Origin of the sequence: Aeromonas sp. FDAARGOS 1404, from assembly GCF_019047085.1 — a bacterium.
Classification (GTDB): domain Bacteria; phylum Pseudomonadota; class Gammaproteobacteria; order Enterobacterales; family Aeromonadaceae; genus Aeromonas; species Aeromonas veronii.
In genome coordinates, this window is record NZ_CP077237.1 from 683,165 (window position 1) to 702,710 (window position 19,546).

At 61.0% G+C, this 19,546-nt stretch carries 19 protein-coding genes; 17 read left to right on the top strand and 2 right to left on the bottom strand.

Annotation, left to right across the window (positions count from 1 at the left end; all coding sequences use genetic code 11):
* Positions 1-146: 146 nt before the first annotated feature.
* From I6L34_RS03020 to I6L34_RS03035, 4 genes are read left to right on the top strand one after another with little or no spacing between them, the layout of a single operon-like run.
* A complete protein-coding gene (locus I6L34_RS03020) occupies positions 147-1,592 on the top strand; it encodes a coniferyl aldehyde dehydrogenase (RefSeq protein ID WP_058055887.1) in 1,446 nt (481 codons plus the stop codon).
* Positions 1,593-1,603: 11 nt separating this feature from the next.
* Positions 1,604-2,224: a TetR/AcrR family transcriptional regulator gene (locus I6L34_RS03025; protein ID WP_216955606.1), complete on the top strand. Its 621-nt coding sequence runs from the start codon at positions 1,604-1,606 to the stop codon at positions 2,222-2,224.
* Entirely contained in the window at positions 2,205-2,723 is a 519-nt protein-coding gene (locus I6L34_RS03030) for a hypothetical protein (RefSeq protein WP_058055886.1), read from the top strand. Before I6L34_RS03025 ends, I6L34_RS03030 begins: the two co-directional genes overlap by 20 nt.
* Before the next feature lie 18 nt (positions 2,724-2,741).
* Positions 2,742-3,926, top strand: a complete 1,185-nt coding sequence (locus I6L34_RS03035; protein WP_160881846.1) for an iron-containing alcohol dehydrogenase — start codon at positions 2,742-2,744, stop codon at positions 3,924-3,926.
* Positions 3,927-3,929: 3 nt separating this feature from the next.
* On the opposite strand, the gene I6L34_RS03040 is transcribed toward I6L34_RS03035, so the two are convergent.
* Positions 3,930-4,235 carry a hypothetical protein gene (locus tag I6L34_RS03040; RefSeq protein ID WP_182963575.1) on the bottom strand — a complete coding sequence of 102 codons (306 nt, stop codon included), beginning with the start codon at positions 4,233-4,235 and terminating at the stop codon, positions 3,930-3,932.
* A 194-nt stretch (positions 4,236-4,429) separates the two neighbouring features.
* Between I6L34_RS03040 and I6L34_RS03045 the strand changes: the two genes are divergently transcribed.
* From I6L34_RS03045 to I6L34_RS03090, 10 genes are all read left to right on the top strand, one after another.
* Positions 4,430-4,690, top strand: coding sequence for a GNAT family N-acetyltransferase (locus tag I6L34_RS03045; RefSeq protein WP_005337747.1), 261 nt, complete (start codon positions 4,430-4,432; stop codon positions 4,688-4,690).
* Positions 4,677-5,267 carry a nucleotidyltransferase family protein gene (locus I6L34_RS03050; protein WP_182963574.1) on the top strand — a complete coding sequence of 197 codons (591 nt, stop codon included), beginning with the start codon at positions 4,677-4,679 and terminating at the stop codon, positions 5,265-5,267. Before I6L34_RS03045 ends, I6L34_RS03050 begins: the two co-directional genes overlap by 14 nt.
* A 71-nt stretch (positions 5,268-5,338) precedes the next feature.
* A complete protein-coding gene (locus I6L34_RS03055) occupies positions 5,339-7,162 on the top strand; it encodes a SulP family inorganic anion transporter (RefSeq protein ID WP_182963573.1) in 1,824 nt (607 codons plus the stop codon).
* 108 nt (positions 7,163-7,270) lie between these two features.
* Positions 7,271-8,632 carry an MATE family efflux transporter gene (locus tag I6L34_RS03060; protein ID WP_216955609.1) on the top strand — a complete coding sequence of 454 codons (1,362 nt, stop codon included), beginning with the start codon at positions 7,271-7,273 and terminating at the stop codon, positions 8,630-8,632.
* The gene (locus I6L34_RS03065; RefSeq protein ID WP_058058846.1) at positions 8,629-9,240 is read left to right on the top strand and encodes a hypothetical protein; all 612 of its coding nucleotides are present in this window, start codon (positions 8,629-8,631) and stop codon (positions 9,238-9,240) included. The genes I6L34_RS03060 and I6L34_RS03065 overlap by 4 nt, the downstream gene beginning before the upstream one ends.
* Before the next feature lie 275 nt (positions 9,241-9,515).
* Positions 9,516-9,731, top strand: coding sequence for a YdcH family protein (locus I6L34_RS03070; RefSeq protein WP_005337763.1), 216 nt, complete (start codon positions 9,516-9,518; stop codon positions 9,729-9,731).
* A gap of 162 nt (positions 9,732-9,893) precedes the next feature.
* Positions 9,894-11,087, top strand: coding sequence for an extracellular solute-binding protein (locus I6L34_RS03075; protein WP_075115230.1), 1,194 nt, complete (start codon positions 9,894-9,896; stop codon positions 11,085-11,087).
* Complete coding sequence (locus I6L34_RS03080; protein WP_058058844.1) at positions 11,084-13,222, top strand: diguanylate cyclase; 2,139 nt, start codon at positions 11,084-11,086, stop codon at positions 13,220-13,222. The genes I6L34_RS03075 and I6L34_RS03080 overlap by 4 nt, the downstream gene beginning before the upstream one ends.
* Positions 13,223-13,360: 138 nt before the next feature.
* Complete coding sequence (locus I6L34_RS03085) at positions 13,361-14,020, top strand: YceH family protein (protein ID WP_005337766.1); 660 nt, start codon at positions 13,361-13,363, stop codon at positions 14,018-14,020.
* Between the two features lie 85 nt (positions 14,021-14,105).
* A complete protein-coding gene (locus I6L34_RS03090; RefSeq protein ID WP_058058843.1) occupies positions 14,106-14,663 on the top strand; it encodes a HutD family protein in 558 nt (185 codons plus the stop codon).
* Positions 14,664-14,779: 116 nt separating this feature from the next.
* On the opposite strand, the gene azu is transcribed toward I6L34_RS03090, so the two are convergent.
* Positions 14,780-15,220 (bottom strand): azurin, encoded by a 441-nt coding sequence (gene azu, locus I6L34_RS03095; protein ID WP_058058842.1) that lies wholly within the window; start codon positions 15,218-15,220, stop codon positions 14,780-14,782.
* A 335-nt stretch (positions 15,221-15,555) separates the two neighbouring features.
* On the opposite strand from azu, the gene I6L34_RS03100 reads away from it, so the two are divergent.
* The 3 genes from I6L34_RS03100 (at position 15,556) to I6L34_RS03110 (ending at position 19,437) form a co-directional block, all read left to right on the top strand.
* The gene (locus tag I6L34_RS03100; RefSeq protein WP_216955611.1) at positions 15,556-16,602 is read left to right on the top strand and encodes an FAD:protein FMN transferase; all 1,047 of its coding nucleotides are present in this window, start codon (positions 15,556-15,558) and stop codon (positions 16,600-16,602) included.
* A gap of 159 nt (positions 16,603-16,761) precedes the next feature.
* The gene (locus tag I6L34_RS03105) at positions 16,762-18,408 is read left to right on the top strand and encodes a tetratricopeptide repeat-containing response regulator (RefSeq protein ID WP_005361691.1); all 1,647 of its coding nucleotides are present in this window, start codon (positions 16,762-16,764) and stop codon (positions 18,406-18,408) included.
* Between the two features lie 66 nt (positions 18,409-18,474).
* The gene (locus I6L34_RS03110; protein WP_058055878.1) at positions 18,475-19,437 is read left to right on the top strand and encodes an ion channel; all 963 of its coding nucleotides are present in this window, start codon (positions 18,475-18,477) and stop codon (positions 19,435-19,437) included.
* Positions 19,438-19,546: the final 109 nt, after the last annotated feature.

The window sequence follows — 19,546 nt, forward strand, 5'->3', positions numbered from 1 at the left end:
ACCACAAAAGTGTGGGGAGACACACAGTTCTCTCTTGCGTCCGGCTCGTGGTGAACGGCAGACAGCTTGCCAGCTTTACATTCCGGTAACAAACAGCTAGATTTAGACCGACTAATCAGTCGGTCATTTTTCATGCGGAGAACAACATGGGTGCGGCGCAGCTTCAACACACTCCTGAGGATATCCTCGCCATCAAATTGTCCCTGCCGGATCAGCTGGCACGGCTCAAGCGGGCGAGTCTGGCTCATCCCATGCCTACCCTGGCCGAGCGCCGGGCGCAGCTGACCAAACTCAAGCAGGCGTTGCTCGCCCACAAGGGGCAGCTGTGCAAGGCGCTGGCGGCAGATTATGGTCAGCGCAGCCACTACGACAGCCTGATCGCCGATGTGCTGCCCTGCATCATGCAGATCAACTACACCCAGAAGCGGCTCAAGCGCTGGATGCAACCCCACCGCCGCCACACCGGCCTGCTGCTGGCCCCCGCCAAAGTAGAGGTGCACTTCCAGCCACTCGGGGTGGTCGGCATTATCGTGCCGTGGAACTTTCCGGTGATGCTGAGCCTTGGCCCCCTCATCACCGCCATCGCGGCGGGCAACCGGGCGATGCTGAAACTCTCCGAGTTCACCCCTCATACCAACGCCGTGCTGCGCACCATGCTCACCAGCGTGTTTGACGAAAACGAGATCGCCATCATCGAGGGAGATGCCCAGATGGCGGCGGCGTTCAGCTCACTGCCGTTCGATCACCTGCTCTTTACCGGCTCCACCATGGTGGGCAAGCTGGTGATGGCCGCCGCCGCGCCCCAGCTTACCCCCCTCACCCTTGAGCTGGGTGGCAAGAGCCCCTGTCTCATCGCCCCCGACATGCCGGTCGCCACCGCGGTCGAGCGGATGATCTTCGGCAAGAGCCTCAACGCCGGGCAGATCTGCGTCGCCCCCGACTATGTGCTGCTGCCCCGTAGCGAGGTGGATAACTTTATCGCCGCCTATCGCCGCCACTTCAGCAAGCTCTACCCGCAGGGGCTCAATAGTGCTGACTACGGCGCCATCATCAACGACCGCCAGTATCAACGTCTCGTCAGTTGGCTCGATGAAGCCGAGCAGGCGGGTGCCCAGCTCCACCCCTGTGGCAGCCCGGCCCGCGACGATCAGCGCCGCCTGCTGGCGCCCCACCTGCTGACCGGAGTGCCGGGCCAGTGTCAGGTGATGCAGCAGGAGATCTTTGGGCCGCTGCTGCCGCTCATCCCCTACGACACCCTGGAGGAGGCGCTCGCCTATGTGGCTGAGCGGCCCCGCCCGCTGGCCCTCTATCTGATGAGCTTCGATCCCGAGTTGCAGGCACGGGTGACCCGGGAGACCCACTCCGGCGGCATGGCGATCAACGAGAGCCTGTTTCAGGTGGCAGCCGACGATGTGCCGTTTGGCGGCATCGGCGCCTCCGGCATGGGCCACTACCACGGCCACGAGGGGTTTCTTACCTTCTCCAAGGCGAAAACCGTGCTGACCCGCGGCAAGTTCACCACCGGCTCCCTGATCCATCCCCCCTACCACAGCTGGATCCAGAAGCTGATGATGGCCTTCTTCCTGCGCTGATGGAGATGACCATGAACCAGGCTATCCCGCAGCCACAAAACATGACCGACAAGCGCCGCCAGATCCTGGATGCCGCCCTCGCCCTCTGCGCCGAAGATGGCCTGCAGGGGGCCGCCACCGCCCGTATCGCCAAGGCGGCCGGGGTGGCCAACGGCACTCTGTTCCACCACTTTCCGAGCAAGGAGGCGCTGATCCTCGCCCTCTATCAGGATGTAAAGACCCGGATGGGGAGCGCCATCCATGAAGCAGATCCCACACAGCCGCTGTACGACCAGACCCGCCACTACTGGCAGCTGGCGATGAAGTGGATGCAGGCTAACCCCAATGAGCTCAAATTTGTGCTGGGTTTCTTTCACTCTCCGCTGCTGGCCAGACCGGCCCGCAGCCAGATCCTGAACGATGCCCTGCGCTTTTTGCCTGCTCTGCTGGCAAAGGGGCAGGCCAGCGGCGAGCTGATGCAGGCCCCCGCGCCACTGTTGCTGGAGGTGTGTCAGGGCCAGTTCCTCGCCTGCGCATCACTGTTTGTCGATCAACCGGAGCTGGGAGAGGACGACTACTGGCAAGCCAGTGCGTTCGCCCTCTTCTGGTCAGCCATCTCAGGAGCCAATCCTCATGCAAACACGGATGTTTGAACCTGCGGCAGCCCTTGGCCGCCGCCTCTGGATCACCACTCTGCTCTGGGTGGTGGGTCGCACCCTCTGTCGCGCCGCCCGCACCGACGAGGCAGTGCGCCGTGAATTGGCGCCGTTGCCGGACGGGCTGGTTATTCGCCTCGAGGTGGGCGGCATCGGCTACGCCATGAACATGCACAAGCAGGGTGGCCGCTGGTATCCCGGCGCGCCAGTCGCCCCTCATGCCACCATCCATCCGCTACGGGTGCGCTTCAAGCATCCCAATATCGCCTTTCGCGCCCTGAGTTTTCGGCTCGGGGTCAATCAGGCATTTGGCGAAAACCGGCTGCTGGTGGAGGGAGATCTGACCGTTGCCATGCATCTGGTACGGGGGCTTGAGCAGTTGCAGTCCCTAATCCTGCCCGCCTTTATCGCGCGGCCGCTGCTGCGCCACTATCCCGCCCCGACCAACAAGATCGGCCGGGCCTGCAACATCTATCTGGGTCTGGTGACCGGCTAACGCGCAAGGAGCCTTGAAATGAGCCGCTATTACGATTTCTTCTGCCCGGTCAAACTGCTGGCCGGTGAACAGGCGCTGGAGCAACTGGCCAGCGAGCTGGCCAGCCTGGGTGCCCGTCGCCCGCTACTGCTGACCGACAAGGGGGTCAATGCTACCGGCCTTGCCACCCTGCTGGCCAATGTGCTGGCCGAAGGGGAGCTGCCGGTCGCCGCCATCTGGGACGAGATCCCGGCCGACTCCTCCACCGCCGTGGTGGAGCGGATCGCCAAACGCTATCGCGAGCTCGACTGCGACAGTCTGGTGGCGCTGGGGGGCGGCTCGGTCATCGACACCGCCAAGGCAGTCAACATTCTCACTTCCATGGGGGGGGATCATCTGCTCGACTACTCGGGCGCCGGTTGCCTTACCCGTCCCCTCAAGCCGCTGGCGGTGGTGCCCACCACGGCGGGCACAGGATCAGAAGTGACATTGGTTGCAGTGATCAAGGATGAGGCGAGCGGGCGCAAGGTGCCCTTCACCTCCCCCTTCCTGCTGCCCCAGCTGGCGGTGCTCGACCCGCGCCTGACCCAGGGGCTGCCCCTCAATATCACCGCCGCTACAGCCATGGACGCCATGACCCACGCCATCGAGGCCTTTATCGGTACCGCCAAGAACCCGGTGAGCGATGCACTGGCCCTGATGGCAGTGGAGAAGATCGCCAGCGCCCTGCCGCAAATCATCCACGACCCGCAAAACAAACAGCTGCGACTACAACTGGCGGAAGGCTCAACGCTGGCTGGCATGGCTTTTTCCAACTCCATGGTGGGGCTGGTGCACGCCCTCGGCCACAGTCTGGGAGCCCGCTGCCATCTGCCACACGGGCTGTGCATGAACCTCTTTTTGCCGACCGTGCTCGACTACAACCGCCCCGAGGTGGATAGCGAGCTGGCCCGGCTGCTGTTGCCGCTGGTGGGGGCAGAGCGCTTTGCTGCCACCCCGGCCCATCAGCGGGCGGAGGCGACCATCACAGCTATTCGCACCCTGCGCGATAGCTTGTGGCAAGCGGTCAAGCTGCCGCGCACCATGAGCGAGGCAGGGGTAAGCGATCGCTCGCTACTGACCGAGATCCGCGATCTGGCGGTCAACGACGGTGCCCTGCTGTTCAATCGCAAGGACGCCGACCGTGAGCAGTTACTTACCCTGCTGGAGCGGGCCTGGGCCTAGTGGCTAATCGGCCGCAACCTCACAAATAAACTGGAATGGCGCATCAGGATGGTGCGCCAACAATGAAAAGAGTTGATCAAAATCCTCTTGGTTCTTTTTGCTCGCGTGGTTGTGGCTATACCAAATAGCCCCCGTATCCCCCATCCACAATGAGATTCTCTTGGCCAACAACAGCCGAATTTTTCTATTTTTACCTGCCGTTTCAAACTGAACCTTGAGTTCAGGGTTGGATGCATCAGAAATCGCAATCTGCCGCTGATCTGGGCAGTTCTGACTTTGAGCCAACACCTTCCGGGTAACTTTCAACATTACCGTGTCCATTTTTACCTCTTCCGAACTTGCTGATTATTGCCACATCGATTCGTGCCAAGATAAAAGCCAGAGAGCAAGAGCTGGCTCAATAATCCTGATAACAATCGATACATCATCCACTATCTGTTCTATACCTTGGCTAACAGTTATGTTGTGCCGAGAGACCCAACTTTATGCCAGAGGTGCCCACCATGAGCGACATCATCCATCAGGCCAACCAGCAGCAGTTCATCTGTATGGTGGAGGGGAAAGAGTCGAGACTGCGCTACCGGCGGCTCGATGCCAAGACCATCGACGCCTACAGCACCTTCGTACCGCCCGAGCTGCGGGTGCAGGGGATTGCCGATCAGCTGGCGCGCGCCTTCTTCAACTGGACTCAGGCGGAGGGGCTCACTATAGTGCCGAGCTGCCGCTACATTGATGTCTGGTTACGCCGCAATGCCAACAACTGAACCTCTGAACTCCGCCCTCGAACAGCAATTCCAAGCCAAAACAGAAGCCCTGCTGCGGGCCGATCCGCAGCGGATGGCCTGCCTGCAAGCCGCGGCCGAGCTCAATCTGCCCGACTGGGCGCTGGGGGCCGGTTTTATCCGCAACCTCATCTGGGATCACCTTCACCACAAGGCGGTGCCCACCCCGCTCAACGATATCGACCTTATCTATCTCGATAAAAGCGACCCGCAAGGGCTGGCCGAAGCGGAGCACGAAGCTTGGCTCGCCAAACGCCTGCCCGGCCAGCAGTGGGAAGTGCGCAATCAGGCTCGCATGCACACTCGCCAGCTGGTAGCGCCGTTTGCCAGCAGCCTTGAGGCGCTCAGTCACTGGGTCGAGGTGCCCACCTGTATCGGCGTGCGCCTGACCAAAGATGGCGAGTTCGAGTGGCTCGCCCCCTACGGCTTTGCCATCAACTGGTCGCTGCAAGTGAGTGCCAACCCCAGATGTCGCCAGGACAAACAGATTTTTACCCAGCGCATCAAGGAGAAACGCTGGCAGGCTATCTGGCCTGACCTTCAGGTAAACTGGCCATAACCTGATTGCAATCTTTCGATAACCTTGGGCACACTAGGGGAAAAGCTGGTTGTAACTCAATGGGTTAAATAATGCGCGACTTCTTCTCTCTCGAACGCTGGCTACCGGGCCTCGCCGCCCTGCTGCATTACCAGCGAGCCTGGTTGATGCCAGATCTTCGCGCCGGACTCTCGGTGGCAGCCGTGGCGCTGCCCGTCGCCATCGCCTATGCCGAGCTTGCCGGGGTGGGTGCCATCGTCGGCCTCTACTCCTGCATCCTGCCGATGCTGGTCTATGCCCTGTTTGGCACCTCCCGCCAGCTGATTGTCGGCCCTGATGCCGCCACCTGTGCGGTCATCGCCGCCGTGGTGACACCGCTGGCCGCTGGCGACCCGACCCGTCACTGGCAACTGGTGATGACCATGACCGCCATGACCGGCTTCTGGTGCCTGATTGCCAGCCGCTTCAAGCTGGGGGTGCTGGCGGACTTCCTCTCCCGCCCCATCCTGATGGGACTGCTCAATGGTGTGGCCATCACCATCATGGTGGGCCAGCTCTCCAAGATCTTCGGCTTCACTTTCAGCGAACGTTACCTCATCGAGCGGATCGCCAGCGGGACTACCTATATTACCCAGACCCATCTGCCGACCCTGGCCATGAGTCTGGTAGCACTGCTCACCCTGCTGCTGGCCAAGCGCTACAAACCGGCATGGCCCTCCTCCATGGTGGCCATGGTGGTGACCGCTGCGCTGGTGTGGGGCTTTAATCTCGGCCAGTTTGATATCGCCACCCTGGGGACGGTGGGCTCCGGCCTGCCCGCGTTCCAGATGCCGGAATTTCCCCCCGGTCTGATGCGGGAGCTGGTGCTGCCCGCCCTTAACCTGGCCATGGTGAGCTTCGTCTCCATGATGCTGACCGCTCGCAGCTTTGCAGCCAAAAACGGTTACGAAATCGACGCAGACAAAGAGTTTCGGGCCCTCGGTATGGCTAACCTCGCCTCCGCGGTCTCCCAGGGTTTCGCCATCAGCGGGGCGGATTCGCGCACTGCGGTCAACGATGCCAACGGTGGCAAGAGCCAGCTGGTCTCCATCATCGCTGCGGCGGTGATCGCCCTTATCACCTTCTATCTGACGGCGCCGCTCAAATACATTCCCACCGCCGCCCTCGGGGTGGTGCTGGTGATGGCCTCTCTGTCGCTCACCGATTTTCGCGGTCTCTGGGCCCTGCGCCACTCCGATCGATCCGCCTTCTGGCTGGCGCTGGTCACCTTTATCAGCGTGCTCACCATGGGAGTGATCCCCGGGATCACCCTCGCCGTGTTGCTGGGGCTGTTCCAGTTCCTGCGCAATGTGATGCGCCCCACCGACCAGCTGCTCGGCATGGATGACGAGGGGGTGGTGCGCACCCTGGGAGACAACGAACAGGCCAAGGCGATCCCGGGTATTCTGGTCTATCGCTTCAACTCGCCGCTCACCTACTTCAATGCCCCCTATTTCAAGCGCCGGGTGCTGGCCCTGCTGGTGCAGGATCCCCGAGCCCCCAAGTGTCTGGTGATCGATGCGGTCGCCTGCTTCACCCATCAGGACATCAGCGTGATGAGCATGGTGGGAGAGCTGCACAAGGAGCTGAAACGGCGCGGCATCCATATGGTGATGGCGGGTCGCCACGGCCAGATGACCCACTGGCTAAAGCAGGCGGGTGTGCGGGTGGGCGATGAGGGGATCATCCTCTGCCCCGATATGTATCAGGCGCTGCGCCTGACCCGCTGCTACCGCGAGCCGGTGTTCAAGGATGATGCGGTGGTGGAGAGCACCACTGATGCCATCCGCTCCAACTGGCCGCAGGATGATGCCCTGCCCGACTCGGCGCGCCTCACCCTGCCAAGCGAACAGGAGGCGGGCGCCACGCCTGCCTGATCCCCTGGCCGATGCAATCCTGCACAAGGATTGCACCGGCCTTGGCCTTGGTGTTAAATGCGCCCCCAGAGGGCACTCCCCCGTGCCCTCCCAGCTGTTGGACATGCCATGCAATCTCAATCCCACGCAGGCCCGGGTACCCTCTTTGCGCTGACCTGGCCGCTCTTTATCGATCTCGCCCTGCACTTTCTGACCGGCGCCCTCAACACCTTCATGGTGGGTCACGTCTCCTATCAGGGAGTGGCCGCGCTGGCGGTCGGCAATCAGGTGTTCGATCTCGCCATCACATTGTTCAGCTTCGTCAGCATCGGTACCAGCGTGGTGATCACCCAGTATCTGGGGGCGGGCGATCGGGAGAAAAGTCGGGAGGTGATCCACACCGCCATCGGCTTCAACCTGCTGATCGGTCTGGTGGCCGCCATCGGCGTGATGGCGGGGGCCAGCACCATGCTGGCGCTGATGAACCTGCCTGCCAATCTGATGAGCGACGGGACGCTTTACTTGCAGATCATCGGTCTCTGCCTGTTACCGGAGGCCGCGGCCCTCTGTCTGGCTGCCACCCTGCGCGCTCACGGCCACACCCGTCAGGCGATGTATGTGACCCTCATCGTCAACCTCATCACCTTCGTCGGCAACCTGCTGCTGCTCTACGGCTGGTTCGGCCTGCCCCAGCTTGGCGTCGCCGGTGTCGCCATCAGCACAGTTGCCGGGCGTCTGGTGGGCGTGGTGCTGCTGGTGTGGCTGGTAGCCCGCAAGACCGGCATTCGACTGGTGGTGCGCGATATCGTCCACCCCAGCCGGGAGATGCTGGGCAAGGTGCTCCATATCGGCCTGCCGGCGGCAGGGGAGAACCTCTCCTGGATGCTGCAGTTTATGGTGGTGACAGCCTTTGTCGGACTGCTGGGTGACAAGGCGCTGGCGACCCAATCCTACTTCTTCCAGATCTGCCTGTTTATCCTGTTGTTTGGCCTCTCCATCGGCCTTGGCAACGAGATCATCATCGGCCATCTGGCGGGAGCAAGACAGTTCGATCGCGCCTATCAGCAGCTGCTCAAGAGCCTCAAGCTGGGGCTGGCGGTCACCTGCGTCATCGCCGTGGCGGCGGCCCTCAATGGCCGCACCATCATCAGCCTCTTTACCGATGATGCCGACATCATCACCCAGGTGGCGCAACTGTTTCTCATCAGCCTTATCCTCGAACCCGGCCGCACCTTCAATCTGGTGGTGATCAACGCCCTGCGGGCCACCGGGGATGCCCGTTTCCCCCTCTACATGGCGTTGCTCTCCATGTGGGGAATTGCCGTGCCACTCTCCTATTTCCTCGGTATCATGCAGGGTTATGGACTGGTCGGTATCTGGCTGGCGCTGGCCTGCGACGAGTGGGTGCGCGGTCTGGCCATGTTCTGGCGCTGGCGCAGTCGTCGCTGGCAAAACAAAATTCTTGTTGAAACAAAAGCGGAATCACAATGAAGAAGATAGGACTCTTGCTGGCTGCCATCCTGCTCAGCCCCCTGGCCATGGCACAAACTGCCCCTGCCGCTCCCAAGGCTCAAGCCACCCAGACCTGGTATGTGGCCCCCATCGCCATCGATGAAACCAGCGACGCCCAGAAGGCGCTGACCAAGGACTTCATGGCCCAGATGATCAAGACCATCAAGATCAACGAGTACCAGACCGGCAAGGCGGTGGGCAACACCAAAAAGCCCAAGTGGCTGATCCGCACCAAGCTGATCCCCGCCAGCAACGAGCCGCTGGTCGGCAAGAAACACCCGCAGGGTCTCACCTACGGCAAGGGCAATCCGACCCAGGAGATCGTCGGCGAGCTGCTGATGAACGGCACCCTGGTGGCCCACATCGGCCAGGGCTGGCGCGAGCCTATCGTCCCGGGCACGCCGGTGGCTGACAAACTCTCCATCGCCAACTATCGCTACGCCATCGGGGATCAGGCCAAGTCGGCGGACCTGGAGGAGCTGGCCGCCCAGATTGGCTTTGAGGCGGGCAAGGTGATCCACCGCGAAGGCAAGCCGCTGCCCGAGAAGAAAAAGAAAAAAGAGCAGGCGGACGAAGAGAAAGAGTAACGTCGCTGCATCCATAAAAAGGGGCCAGTCGGCCCCTTTTTTGATCCTGCACCCTCACGCCAACACTGCCCCTGTTGTGACTTGTCGCACAGTTTGGCTCACCATTTAGATTGATAAATCACTTATCTTGTTTTGATTCAACAAGTTATAAATATCCCGCCGAATACTCCAAATCATTGCCCCCAAATCCGATCAGGATCACATTTATCCCCGGCACTAAGGGGTAGCTTTGGTCTTACAGGCACAATCAAACGAAACCAAGGAGGCTCCATTACATGTTCCCAGAGTACAGAGAACTCATCTCGAAACTGAAGAGCAGTGATGTCCATTTCCAGAAGAAGTTTGACTTGCACAACGACCTGGATGCGGAGATTAGAAAGTTGGAAAAGCATCACGCCAGCGACTATAGCGCCGAGGTGAGAGATCTGAAAAAACAGAAACTCAAACTGAAAGAGGAGATATACGACATCCTCAAACAACATCCACAATAGATGCCTCGAAGAATATGCGGATAAGCAATTTATCCCCCAGCCCGGCCCACGCGCCGGGCTTTTTGTTGTTTCAGTCAATTAGTTGACACCCGAGCCTACCGATCTTGCCGGTAGTTTGTTACATTTTTCCCTTGGAATTCAGGGAATAACGGTGATGATAACATGAGCAGAAAACGATCTTTTTATCATCTCTTGCTGCTTTGCCTGTTCGCATTGAGCCACCCCCTGCAGGCTCAGGAGCCTGAACTGGAGCTGTGGCACTCCCAGCAAGCCGGTTACGTGATCGACGACGTGATCGCCCGCTTCAATCAGGAGGGGAACCACAGAGTGCGGGTCACCCAGATTGAGCCGGGCAAGATCAAGGCGGATCTCCTGCTGGCGGCTCAGGCCAGGGGGCTGCCCGATCTGATGCTGATCCCCTCCGATTTTATCGGCCTCTATCGCCAGATGACCCTCGCCCCGCTCCCGGCAGAGTGGTTTTCCCCCACGCTGATGGCCAGCGCCTTGCGTTATGTCACCCTGGATCGGCAACGCTGGGGCATGCCCATGATGCAGGGCAACCATCTGATGCTGTTTTACAACAAGGCGCTGGTCTCGACTCCGGTGACCCAATGGCAGCAACTGACTGCTATCACCCCGGCCCTCAAGGCCAAGGGGGTCTACCCCGTCAGCTGGCCCTATCACGACATGTACTACTTCGCCGCCTTTTTACACACCTTTGGCGGCTCGCCGGTGACCGAAGGGCGCATAACCCTCGACAACCCGGCCATGGTGCAGGCACTGGAGGCCTACCGCACCGTCGCCAGCGAACAGTGGGTCGATCCCGAGTGCGACTATGACACCGCCCTCGCCCGCTTCAATGAGGGCAAGAGCGCCTACCTCATCAATGGGGACTGGGCCTTCAACGATCTGGTGAAGAACATGGGGGATAAGCTGGGCGTTGCCCTGCTGCCTCGCTGGCAAAGCCATCCCATGCACTCCATGAGCGGCGCCTACGTGATGGGAGCCTCCCGCTGGGCGATGGATGATGAGGATCGGCAACCCGTCATCAAAGCACTGATGGCCTTTATCCAGCGTCAGGATATTCAGCAGTTCATCTATCATCAGGGGGCGCTGCTGCCGGTCAATCAGCAGGCTTTTACCGCCATCAGCCGCCGTCCCACGCCTCAGGAAAAAGTGCTGCTGGAGCAGTTCACCCTCAGTACCCCCATGCCCTCCGACAGCGCCATGTCCATCGCCTGGCAAGCGATGGAGAAAGGGTTCGAGCGCTTTAAAGAAGGGATCAGTGCCGCCGACACCGCCCGCTATATGCAGCTGTTGGCCGATCAGCAGTACCGGCAGGTCAAAGCACCATGAAACATCGCACCTTTCGGCTCGGCCCGACCCTGATCATCATCCTGTTCACCGTCGCCCTGCTGCCGGCGCTGCTGGCTAGCACTGTGCTGCTGATCCGCCAGCACCAGATCATCGCCCAGAGCGAGCAGTCGCAGCTGGAGCGAGCCCTCACCAGCATGACCCGCGAGGCCCGCTTTCGCAGCGAGCTGATCGGCACCCAGCTCAATCAGCTCAGCCAGGATCGGGTACTCCATCAGGCCCTCGACAACTTCCTCTTCTCCAGCCATGCCCGGCTGGCGCTGGCCACCTTTGTCAAATCCAACAGCCTGATCACCTCGGCCTACCTCATCGATGACAAGGGGTTGGTGGTGGAGTACATCAATGGCCAGGCCTCCCACCTCGAGTCGGGCAACCTGATGCCGCAGCTGATGGCCTGGGGCAAGACCCGCGAGGCAAAACAGGGCAAGCATCTGCTGCTCCCCGTCGATGATCCCGTGCTGGTCGACGACATGGAGCAAAACCGCAGCGGCGGGCTGGCGCTGGTAGCCCCCATCTATCGCAACCACCAGCGCGCTGGGGTGATGCAGACCCCTTCCGGCTTCGTGATGGCCATTCTCCCCTGGCGGCAGATGGCCCAGTTGCTGGAACCCTATCTCAAGGGGAGCGAATATCTGGTGATCTCCCAGGGCGAGAACCGTCTCTACGAAGGGGCTCACCAGAGCGCCAACGCCATGGATGACAGGGAGCCAAGCAAGATGGCGCAGCCCCTGGCTATTGGCTGGCCCCAGCTGGAGCAGGAGATCACCCCCACCATCACCCTCTACAGCTACAGCAATGACAGGGTCAGCGAGCTCAATAAATCCCAACAGCTGCTGACCGTCAGCATCGCCGTCATGTTGCTGCTGGTAGCCATCGGCTGCGTCTGGCTCACCCGCTGGCTCACCCGACCGCTGCGATCGCTGGCCGCGCTGGTGCGCAGCTATGGCAAGGGCAACTACCAGCAACGGCAGGCACCGCTGCGCTTTGTGGAGTACGACGAGGTGCGCCAGCTGCTGCAAGAGATGGCCAGCACCATCTCGGATCAGGTGCGGGCGCTCTATCAGCAAAATGAACAGCTGCAGCAGGCCAATAGCGAGAAAGAGGCCTTCAACCAGCGGCTGCTCGGCTTCAACGACGAACTGGAGCAAGAGGTTGCCTCGCAAACGACCGCCCTGCGCTCGGCCCTGAGCCGGGAGGAGCGCAGCCGCCATATCCTGCAATCCTGGCTGCAGTTCGGTCTGCACCAGCAGCTGGATATCGATATTGCCGAGCTGGCCAGCTCCGCCCTGCTGCAGCTCTCGCAGCTCTATCCCGGCCACCGCTGGGGACTGGTGATCCGCCGCGATGGCCAGCCCCACTACTCCCTGACCCAGGGGGTCGATGCCCCCTTGCGGGATGCCCTGCAGGAGAAACTGGTTCAACTGATGGATGAGGAGGTCAAACACTCCGAATGCCAGTGGGATAACGCACTCTGGAAGATCATGACCCTGCCCGGTAGCCAGAGCGGCGTGCTGTTTGGCTATCTGATGGTGAGCGCCGAAGGGCTGGAGTCCGAAGACAGGGCCATCTTGCGGCTGTTTGCCAAGCAGTTGGCGGTGGGCATCGAGGGGCGCCTCTTCACCGACGAGCTGGCGCGGGTCGCCCGCACCGACAACCTCACCGGGCTGCCCAACCGGCAGGCGTTCGAAGAGACCTTCCACCACTATCAAGCGGTGCTGGCACGCCATCCCGAACGTCACCTCGCCCTCTTCATGCTCGATCTCAACGGCCTCAAGCGCACCAACGACCAGTATGGGCACGAGGCGGGCGACGCCCTGCTGATCCAGATGGCTCGCCAACTGCGCACCCTCTGCCGTCAGGATGAGAAGATTTTCCGCATCGGCGGCGACGAGTTCGTGCTGCTGGCGGAGGCGGATCACCTCGCCAGTCAGCTGCTGGCAGGCAGGTTGGAGGCAAGCCAGCAGCACGCCATTGTGCAGCATGGGGAGCACAGCTTCCCGCTGCGTTTTGCCATCGGCTGGAGCAGCAGCGACCAGACCCCGCTAGCGGAGCTGAGCCGGGTGGCTGACGACGCCATGTATGCCAATAAGGCGCGCTTCTATCAGGGGCAGCGCTAAAAGCGGAGACCTCTGGCGTTGGCGAGCCTTTCGCCAACGCCCTGATCAGCTCGCAAAAATGGCGCGCAACGCTAGACGCGGCGCGGACCATGACTAAGATAGGGGCTCTTGATGCCTCGATTTGGAAGGGAGTAGGAAATGGAGTTAGTACTTGGCCCGCTGGAAGCCCGCGTCATCGGCTGTCTGATTGAAAAAGAGATCTGCACCCCGGATCAATATCCCCTCTCCCTTAATGCACTGGTCAACGCCTGCAACCAGAAGAGCAACCGCGAGCCGGTGCTGGAGCTCTCCGAGCTCGATATCCGCGCCGTGGTGGACGAGCTGATCCGCAAGCGGCTGGTGGTCAACACCGCCGGCTTCAACGCCCGGGTGCCCCGCTATCAGCACAGATTCTGCAACACCGAATTTGGCGAGCTGAAATTCAGTGCCCAGGAGCTTGGCATCGTCTGCGAACTGCTGCTGCGCGGCCCGCAAACCCCTGGGGAGCTGCGCTCGCGCACCAACCGCCTCTGCAGCTTCGATGATGTCACCGAGGTGGATGCGGTGCTGACCCAACTCATCGAGCGTGGCCCCTACGTGGTCAAGCTGCCGCGCGAGCCGGGCAAGCGCGAATCCCGCTACGCCCACCTGTTTAGCGGGGAGGTGGATATTCAGGCGATGATGGATGCCGCTCCCGCCGCGGCCTATGCCTCCCCTGCCGCCGACCGTCTGAGCGAGCTGGAGCTGGAAGTGAGCGAGCTCAAGAGCCGTCTCGCCGCCATGGAAGCGCGGCTGGCAGCACTGGATGGTCAGGGCTGATCGCCTTTACCATCGCTACTCTCTATCAGGGAGCCGGGGCTGATGTCCCCGGCTCCCTGCGTTTTTTCATCGTAAGGAAGTGCCCGTGATCTCCCTGATTAAAGAGTCTGACCACCAGAAGATGCCCTGGAAAAACCAGCAGGGCACCACCAGCCAGATCCTCATCTCCCCCAAGGGGAGCAGCCTTGCCAAACTCGACTTTGACTATCGACTGAGCTCGGCCCCCATCAAGAGCGCGGGCCCCTTCTCCCCCTTTCCCGGCTATCAGCGCATTTTGCTGCCGGTGAGCGGGGCTGGCTTTGTGCTCAACGGTCACCCCTACGCCACCTTCGAGGCGGCGCACTTTAGCGGCGATGAGGAGACCCACTGCGAGTTGCTGAAAAAAGAGGTGACCGATCTGGGGCTTATCTACCATCCGGATCGCATCAGCGCCAACGTGCGGGTACTGAACCTCCCCTTCCCGCTGACCCTTACCCTCGAGCCAGAGAAGACCTACCTCTGTCACCTGCTGAGCGGCCAGCTGGCCGTGCAGGGCAAAGAGGTGGCCATCAACGAGACGCTGGTGGTGACCGGTGAAGAGAGCATTCACTTCGAATGCCAGAAGAAGACCGCCATCGCCTTCTTTACCCTGCAGGCCAAATAGCACTGGCGTGGGCTCGCAGCCATGCCACCCCACGCCAAACGCAAGCAACAGAGATGAAAAAGCCGGGAAATCCCGGCTTTTGCTATTGAGGCAACCGGCTCGTGCCGGTCAGCACCTTAGTTGACCTTGAAGGAGCCCTTCATCATGGCGAAGTGGCCGGGGAAGGAGCAGAAGAAGGTGAGATCCTTGCCCGCCAGACCGTCGGTCTTGAAGGTCACGCTGCTGCTCTCGCCGCCGCCGATCAGCTTGGTGTGAGCCAGTACACGGGCATCGTCCTTGGGCAGATAGCCGTTCTCGGCCCCGGCGCTCATCCCGGCAGTCGCCACGATCTGATAGTCGGCGGTGCTGGCCAGCACCCAGTTGTGACCCATGGCGGTCACAGGCAGCTTGCCGGTGTGGTTCAGGGTGACCGTCACCTCCTTGCAGGTGGCCGGCACGCTCATCTCTTTGAGGTTGTACTGCATGGCATCATTGCCTTCGATGACCAGTGCACACTCATCCGCCAGCACGGGGGCAGCCAGGGTACTCAGAAACAGCAGGGTAATCGCCTTTTTCATCATCTTCTCCTTTGATTGGCAATGGATGGCAACGACTTGGCGGATGCGGTGAACGCTTCGCAAAGATGCCGTCTAAATCGACCTTCATTTTACTCAATTGTCTTCAATCGGCTATGGCTTTTGGCCAAAGCTGCGGGCCAGGTCACCAGACGGTGCTCTACTCGCCACTCTCTCCCTCACGGATGGACGATACGACCCGCTCCCGCCACAGGTTCAAAACTGTTTAATTTTTTCTGCCCTTTCCCCTCCGATTCCCCCCATCAGGGCTCGCCCGGCGGGCGCCCCTTGGCTAAGCTAGCGCCCCGATATGAACCTTCTCCAGATGAGAGCGCCGGATGATTGCGATAACCCCCGTGGCGGCCCTGCGCTGCCTGCTGCTAACCCTGCTGCTGGCGCTGGCCGGCTGCCAGCCAACCCCGCCTGCCCAGACCCGTATTCAGGGCAAGACCATGGGCACCTACTATGTGGTGACCCTGAGCGATAGCTACCCCGGTGGGGAGCCCGCCCTCAAAAGCGACGTAGAGAGCCTGCTGGCCCGGATGAACAAGGAGATCTCCACCTACGATCCGGGCTCGCTCATCTCCCGTTTCAATCAGGGGCCCGCCAATACCCCGTTTGCCATCCCGTCCGCCATGGCCATCATAGTCCAGCAGGGGATTGATGCCGGTAAGCTGACCGACGGCAAGCTGGATGTGACCGTGGGGCCTCTGGTCAATCTGTGGGGCTTTGGCCCGGACAAACGGCCTGTCAAGCGGCCCGATGAGGCAGCCATCGCCGCCGCCCGCCACAAGGTGGGCATCGACAAGCTGAGCATGACCCCGCAGGGGGATCACTTCCTGCTCGAAAAAACGATCCCGGATCTCTATCTCGACCTCTCCACCCTCGGCGAGGGGGCTGCCTCTGACGAGATTGCCGCCCTGCTCGAAGGCAAGGGGGTACACAACTACCTGATCGAAGTGGCCGGTGCGGTGCGCAGCAAGGGCAACAACAGCAAGGGCTCGCCATGGAAAGTGGCCATCGTCGAACCCTCCGATCAGCCGGGGGCGTTTTCCGATATCGTTATCCCCAACGGCATGGCGCTCAGCACCGCGGGCAGCTATCGCAACTACTACGAGATGGATGGCCAGCGTTACTCCCATATCATCGACCCCGCCACCGGCCAGCCGGTCACCCACAAGCTGGTCTCCGCCAGCGTCATCACCCCGACCGCGCTGGAGGCCGATGCTCTCGATACCGCGCTGATGGTGATGGGGCCTGAAGCGGGGATGGCATTTGCCAAACAGCACCAGCTGGCGGTCTATCTCATCATCAAGACCGAACAGGGGTTCAAGGCCGAGTACACGCCGCAATTTGCTCCCTATCTGGCAGAGAAAAAACGGTGAGTTCAAGGCCCTGGCAACAGGGCCTTTTTCTTTCACTCATCGCGGACAAAAGGCGGACAAACGGAGATGGTTCGCAATCGACAACTTGGCTAATTGCCTCTTCGGGCGCTTTGGTGGCACACTTTCTCCCATCAGCCCGCAGCGCCTCGACCCAGACAGATGCAGACACCTGAACAAGAGCCAGAAAAAAAGAGCCCAGCCAAGCCACAACGCATTCTGATGGTCAATGAGCAGCGCTCGTTTCAGGTGATGATGAAGGCGATGCTGCTCAATCTGGGGATCAGCAACATCACCTACTCCAATACCGCCGAGGATGCGCGGCGCCGCTGCCAGAAGGGCAGTTTCGACATCTATCTCATCGATTACGATCTCGGGGTTGGCGAGAATGGCCGCCAGTTGCTCGAGAGCCTGCGCGACAAAGACCTGATCCCTCCCCAGAGCGTGGTGATCATGGTGAGTGGCGACAGCTCCCGCGCCATGGTACTGAGCGCGCTGGAGGCCGAGCCCGACGAATACCTGATGAAGCCCTTCTCCCAGGAGCAGTTCTCGTTTCGCTTGAAGCGTGCCCTCGCCCGGCGCAATGCGCTGGCCAGCGTCTTTACCGCACTGGCCGATGACAATCTGGCAGCGCTCATTACCGCCTGTGCCGAACGGGCCGATGCGGTGCCCCGTTTTGCCAACTACTGCCGCTGCCTGCAGGCCGATACCCACCTCAAGCTGGGTCAGGCGCAGGAGGCGCGCGCCCTGATGCGCCAGCTGCTGGCCGGGCAGGAGAACAGCTGGGCCCGCCTGACGCTGGGCAAGGCGTGCAACACCCTGGGGCTCCACGAAGAGGCGGTCAGCCATCTGCAGGCGACCCTCAAAAATACCCCGCTGATGGTGGAGGCTCACCTCTGGCTGGCAGAATCCCTGCTGGCCCTTGGCAATGACGAGCAGGCGCAGCAGGAGCTTAGACGGGCGGTGGATATCTCCCCCCAGTCGGTGCAACTCTCCCGTCGGCTGGCGGAGGTGTGCCTGCAGCGTCACGACTACGCCCAGGCCAAGGATGTGCTGATGTCGCTGATCGACCTGTCGCGCAACTCCATCCATCGTACGCCCCATTATCTGGGGGCCTATATCCAGACCCTGACCCTCTACGCCCTTAACAGCAACGACAGCTACCACATCGCCAACCTGCAAAAGCAGGTCAATTCTGCCCTGTCGCGCATCCGCGATTCGCTGATGATGTCGGAGTTCAACTACCCGGTGTTCGAGCAGATCTGTCAGGCCCGGGTGCAGATTGCGCTGGGCGAGCTGCTCAAGGGCAAGAAGATGCTCTATCGCGCCAATCAGAACTGGCTCGATGAACCGGCCACCATGCCCCCCGCCCTGCTTGGCGAGACCATCCTTGCCCTCTACCAGCTCGGCGAGTTTGAATATGCCGAAAGCCTGCAAGGGCTGCTGGCGGAGGACGAAGATCGGCTGCTCACCACCTGCATTCAGGCAACCCGCGATGACAAGACGGTGCTGGAGCGGCGTCAGCGCTACCAGCAGCTCAACGATCTGGGGATCAAGGCCTATCAGAGCGGCGAGCTGGAGCAGGCCCTCGGCCATTTTCGCGAGGCCCTGCGCCGCGCCCCCGCCAATACCGGTGCGGCTCTCAACAAGATCCAGGTGCTGCTGCAACTGATGCAGAAAAACCGCAAGAGTCCGGAATTTGGTGCCGAGTGCAAAGACACCCTGGACGTGCTCGACGGCATCCCCCTCAACCCGGCCCAGCAGGAGCGTTTTCGCAAGCTGCGTCAGGAGTTCAACCAGTTCAGCTAAGACGCCGCCGCGCCCCCCTTTCCCCGCCTATGCTGAAACCAGTTCGGCAATGCGAGGGAAACGAAGATGGCGATGTGTCGTTATCTGGTGGCCGATGGCCGCCACTGCAGTGAAGAGGCTGGCGAGCACGATCTCTGCCACTGGCATGATCCCCACCATACCCATCAGGAAGCCCGCAGCGCCGAGGCGCTTGAACAGTACGTTCGCGCAGGCGGACTCTGCCACGGCCTGCAGCTGTCACGGGCCAATCTGGCGGGTCTCAATCTGGTCAACAAGGAGTCCGATCAGGGATTTTTGCTGGAGCAGTGCAACCTCTATCGTGCCAACCTGCGCGGTGGTCACCTCTACGGCCTGCGCATGAAGGGCGGCAGCCTGATGAAGGCTGATCTGAGTGATGCCAACCTCCAGTGCGCTACCCTCGATGACGTCAACCTGCTCGGCATCCGCTGGCACAACACCCGGCTCGACAACATGCAGACCGGCAAACGGGTGATGCAGGATCGCAAGGGGCGCCGCGAACAGGATCCCAAACAGGCGCGCATCTGGTTCAAGGAGGCGGAAGAGACCTACCGGGATCTGCGCAAAGCCTCCGAGGCGCAGGGGATCTTCACCATGTCCGGCAACTATATCCAGCAGGAGCTCACCATGCGCCGCCTGCAACTGCCGTTCTGGTCGACCCAGCGCTTCACCTCCTGGGTGGTCGATCTCTTCTGCGGCTATGGCGAGGCCCCGATGCGGGTGGTGCTCTTCTCGTTGCTGCTCATCTTTATCTGCAGCATTTTTTACTTCTTCTGCGGACTGCATTTTCAGGGCGAGCACCTCATCTACCAGCCCGGTGCCCCGCTCGAGCAAAATGCCATCTTCCTGCTCGAATGCCTCTACTACAGCGTGGTCACCTTCACCACGTTGGGGTACGGCGACTTCACTCCGGTCGGCCTCTCCAGGATCTTCGCCGCCTTCGAGGCCTTCACCGGCAGCTTTACGCTGGCGCTGTTTGTGGTGGTTTTCGTCAAGAAGATGACCCGCTAAAAACCTGTCCACGATCCTACTGCGAGGCTGTGATCAAGGCTCATGTGCTGCTCGCTTTTTTGTAACCAAGAGTGCTCATGTATACATATACAATCCGGTTCCTGCGCTG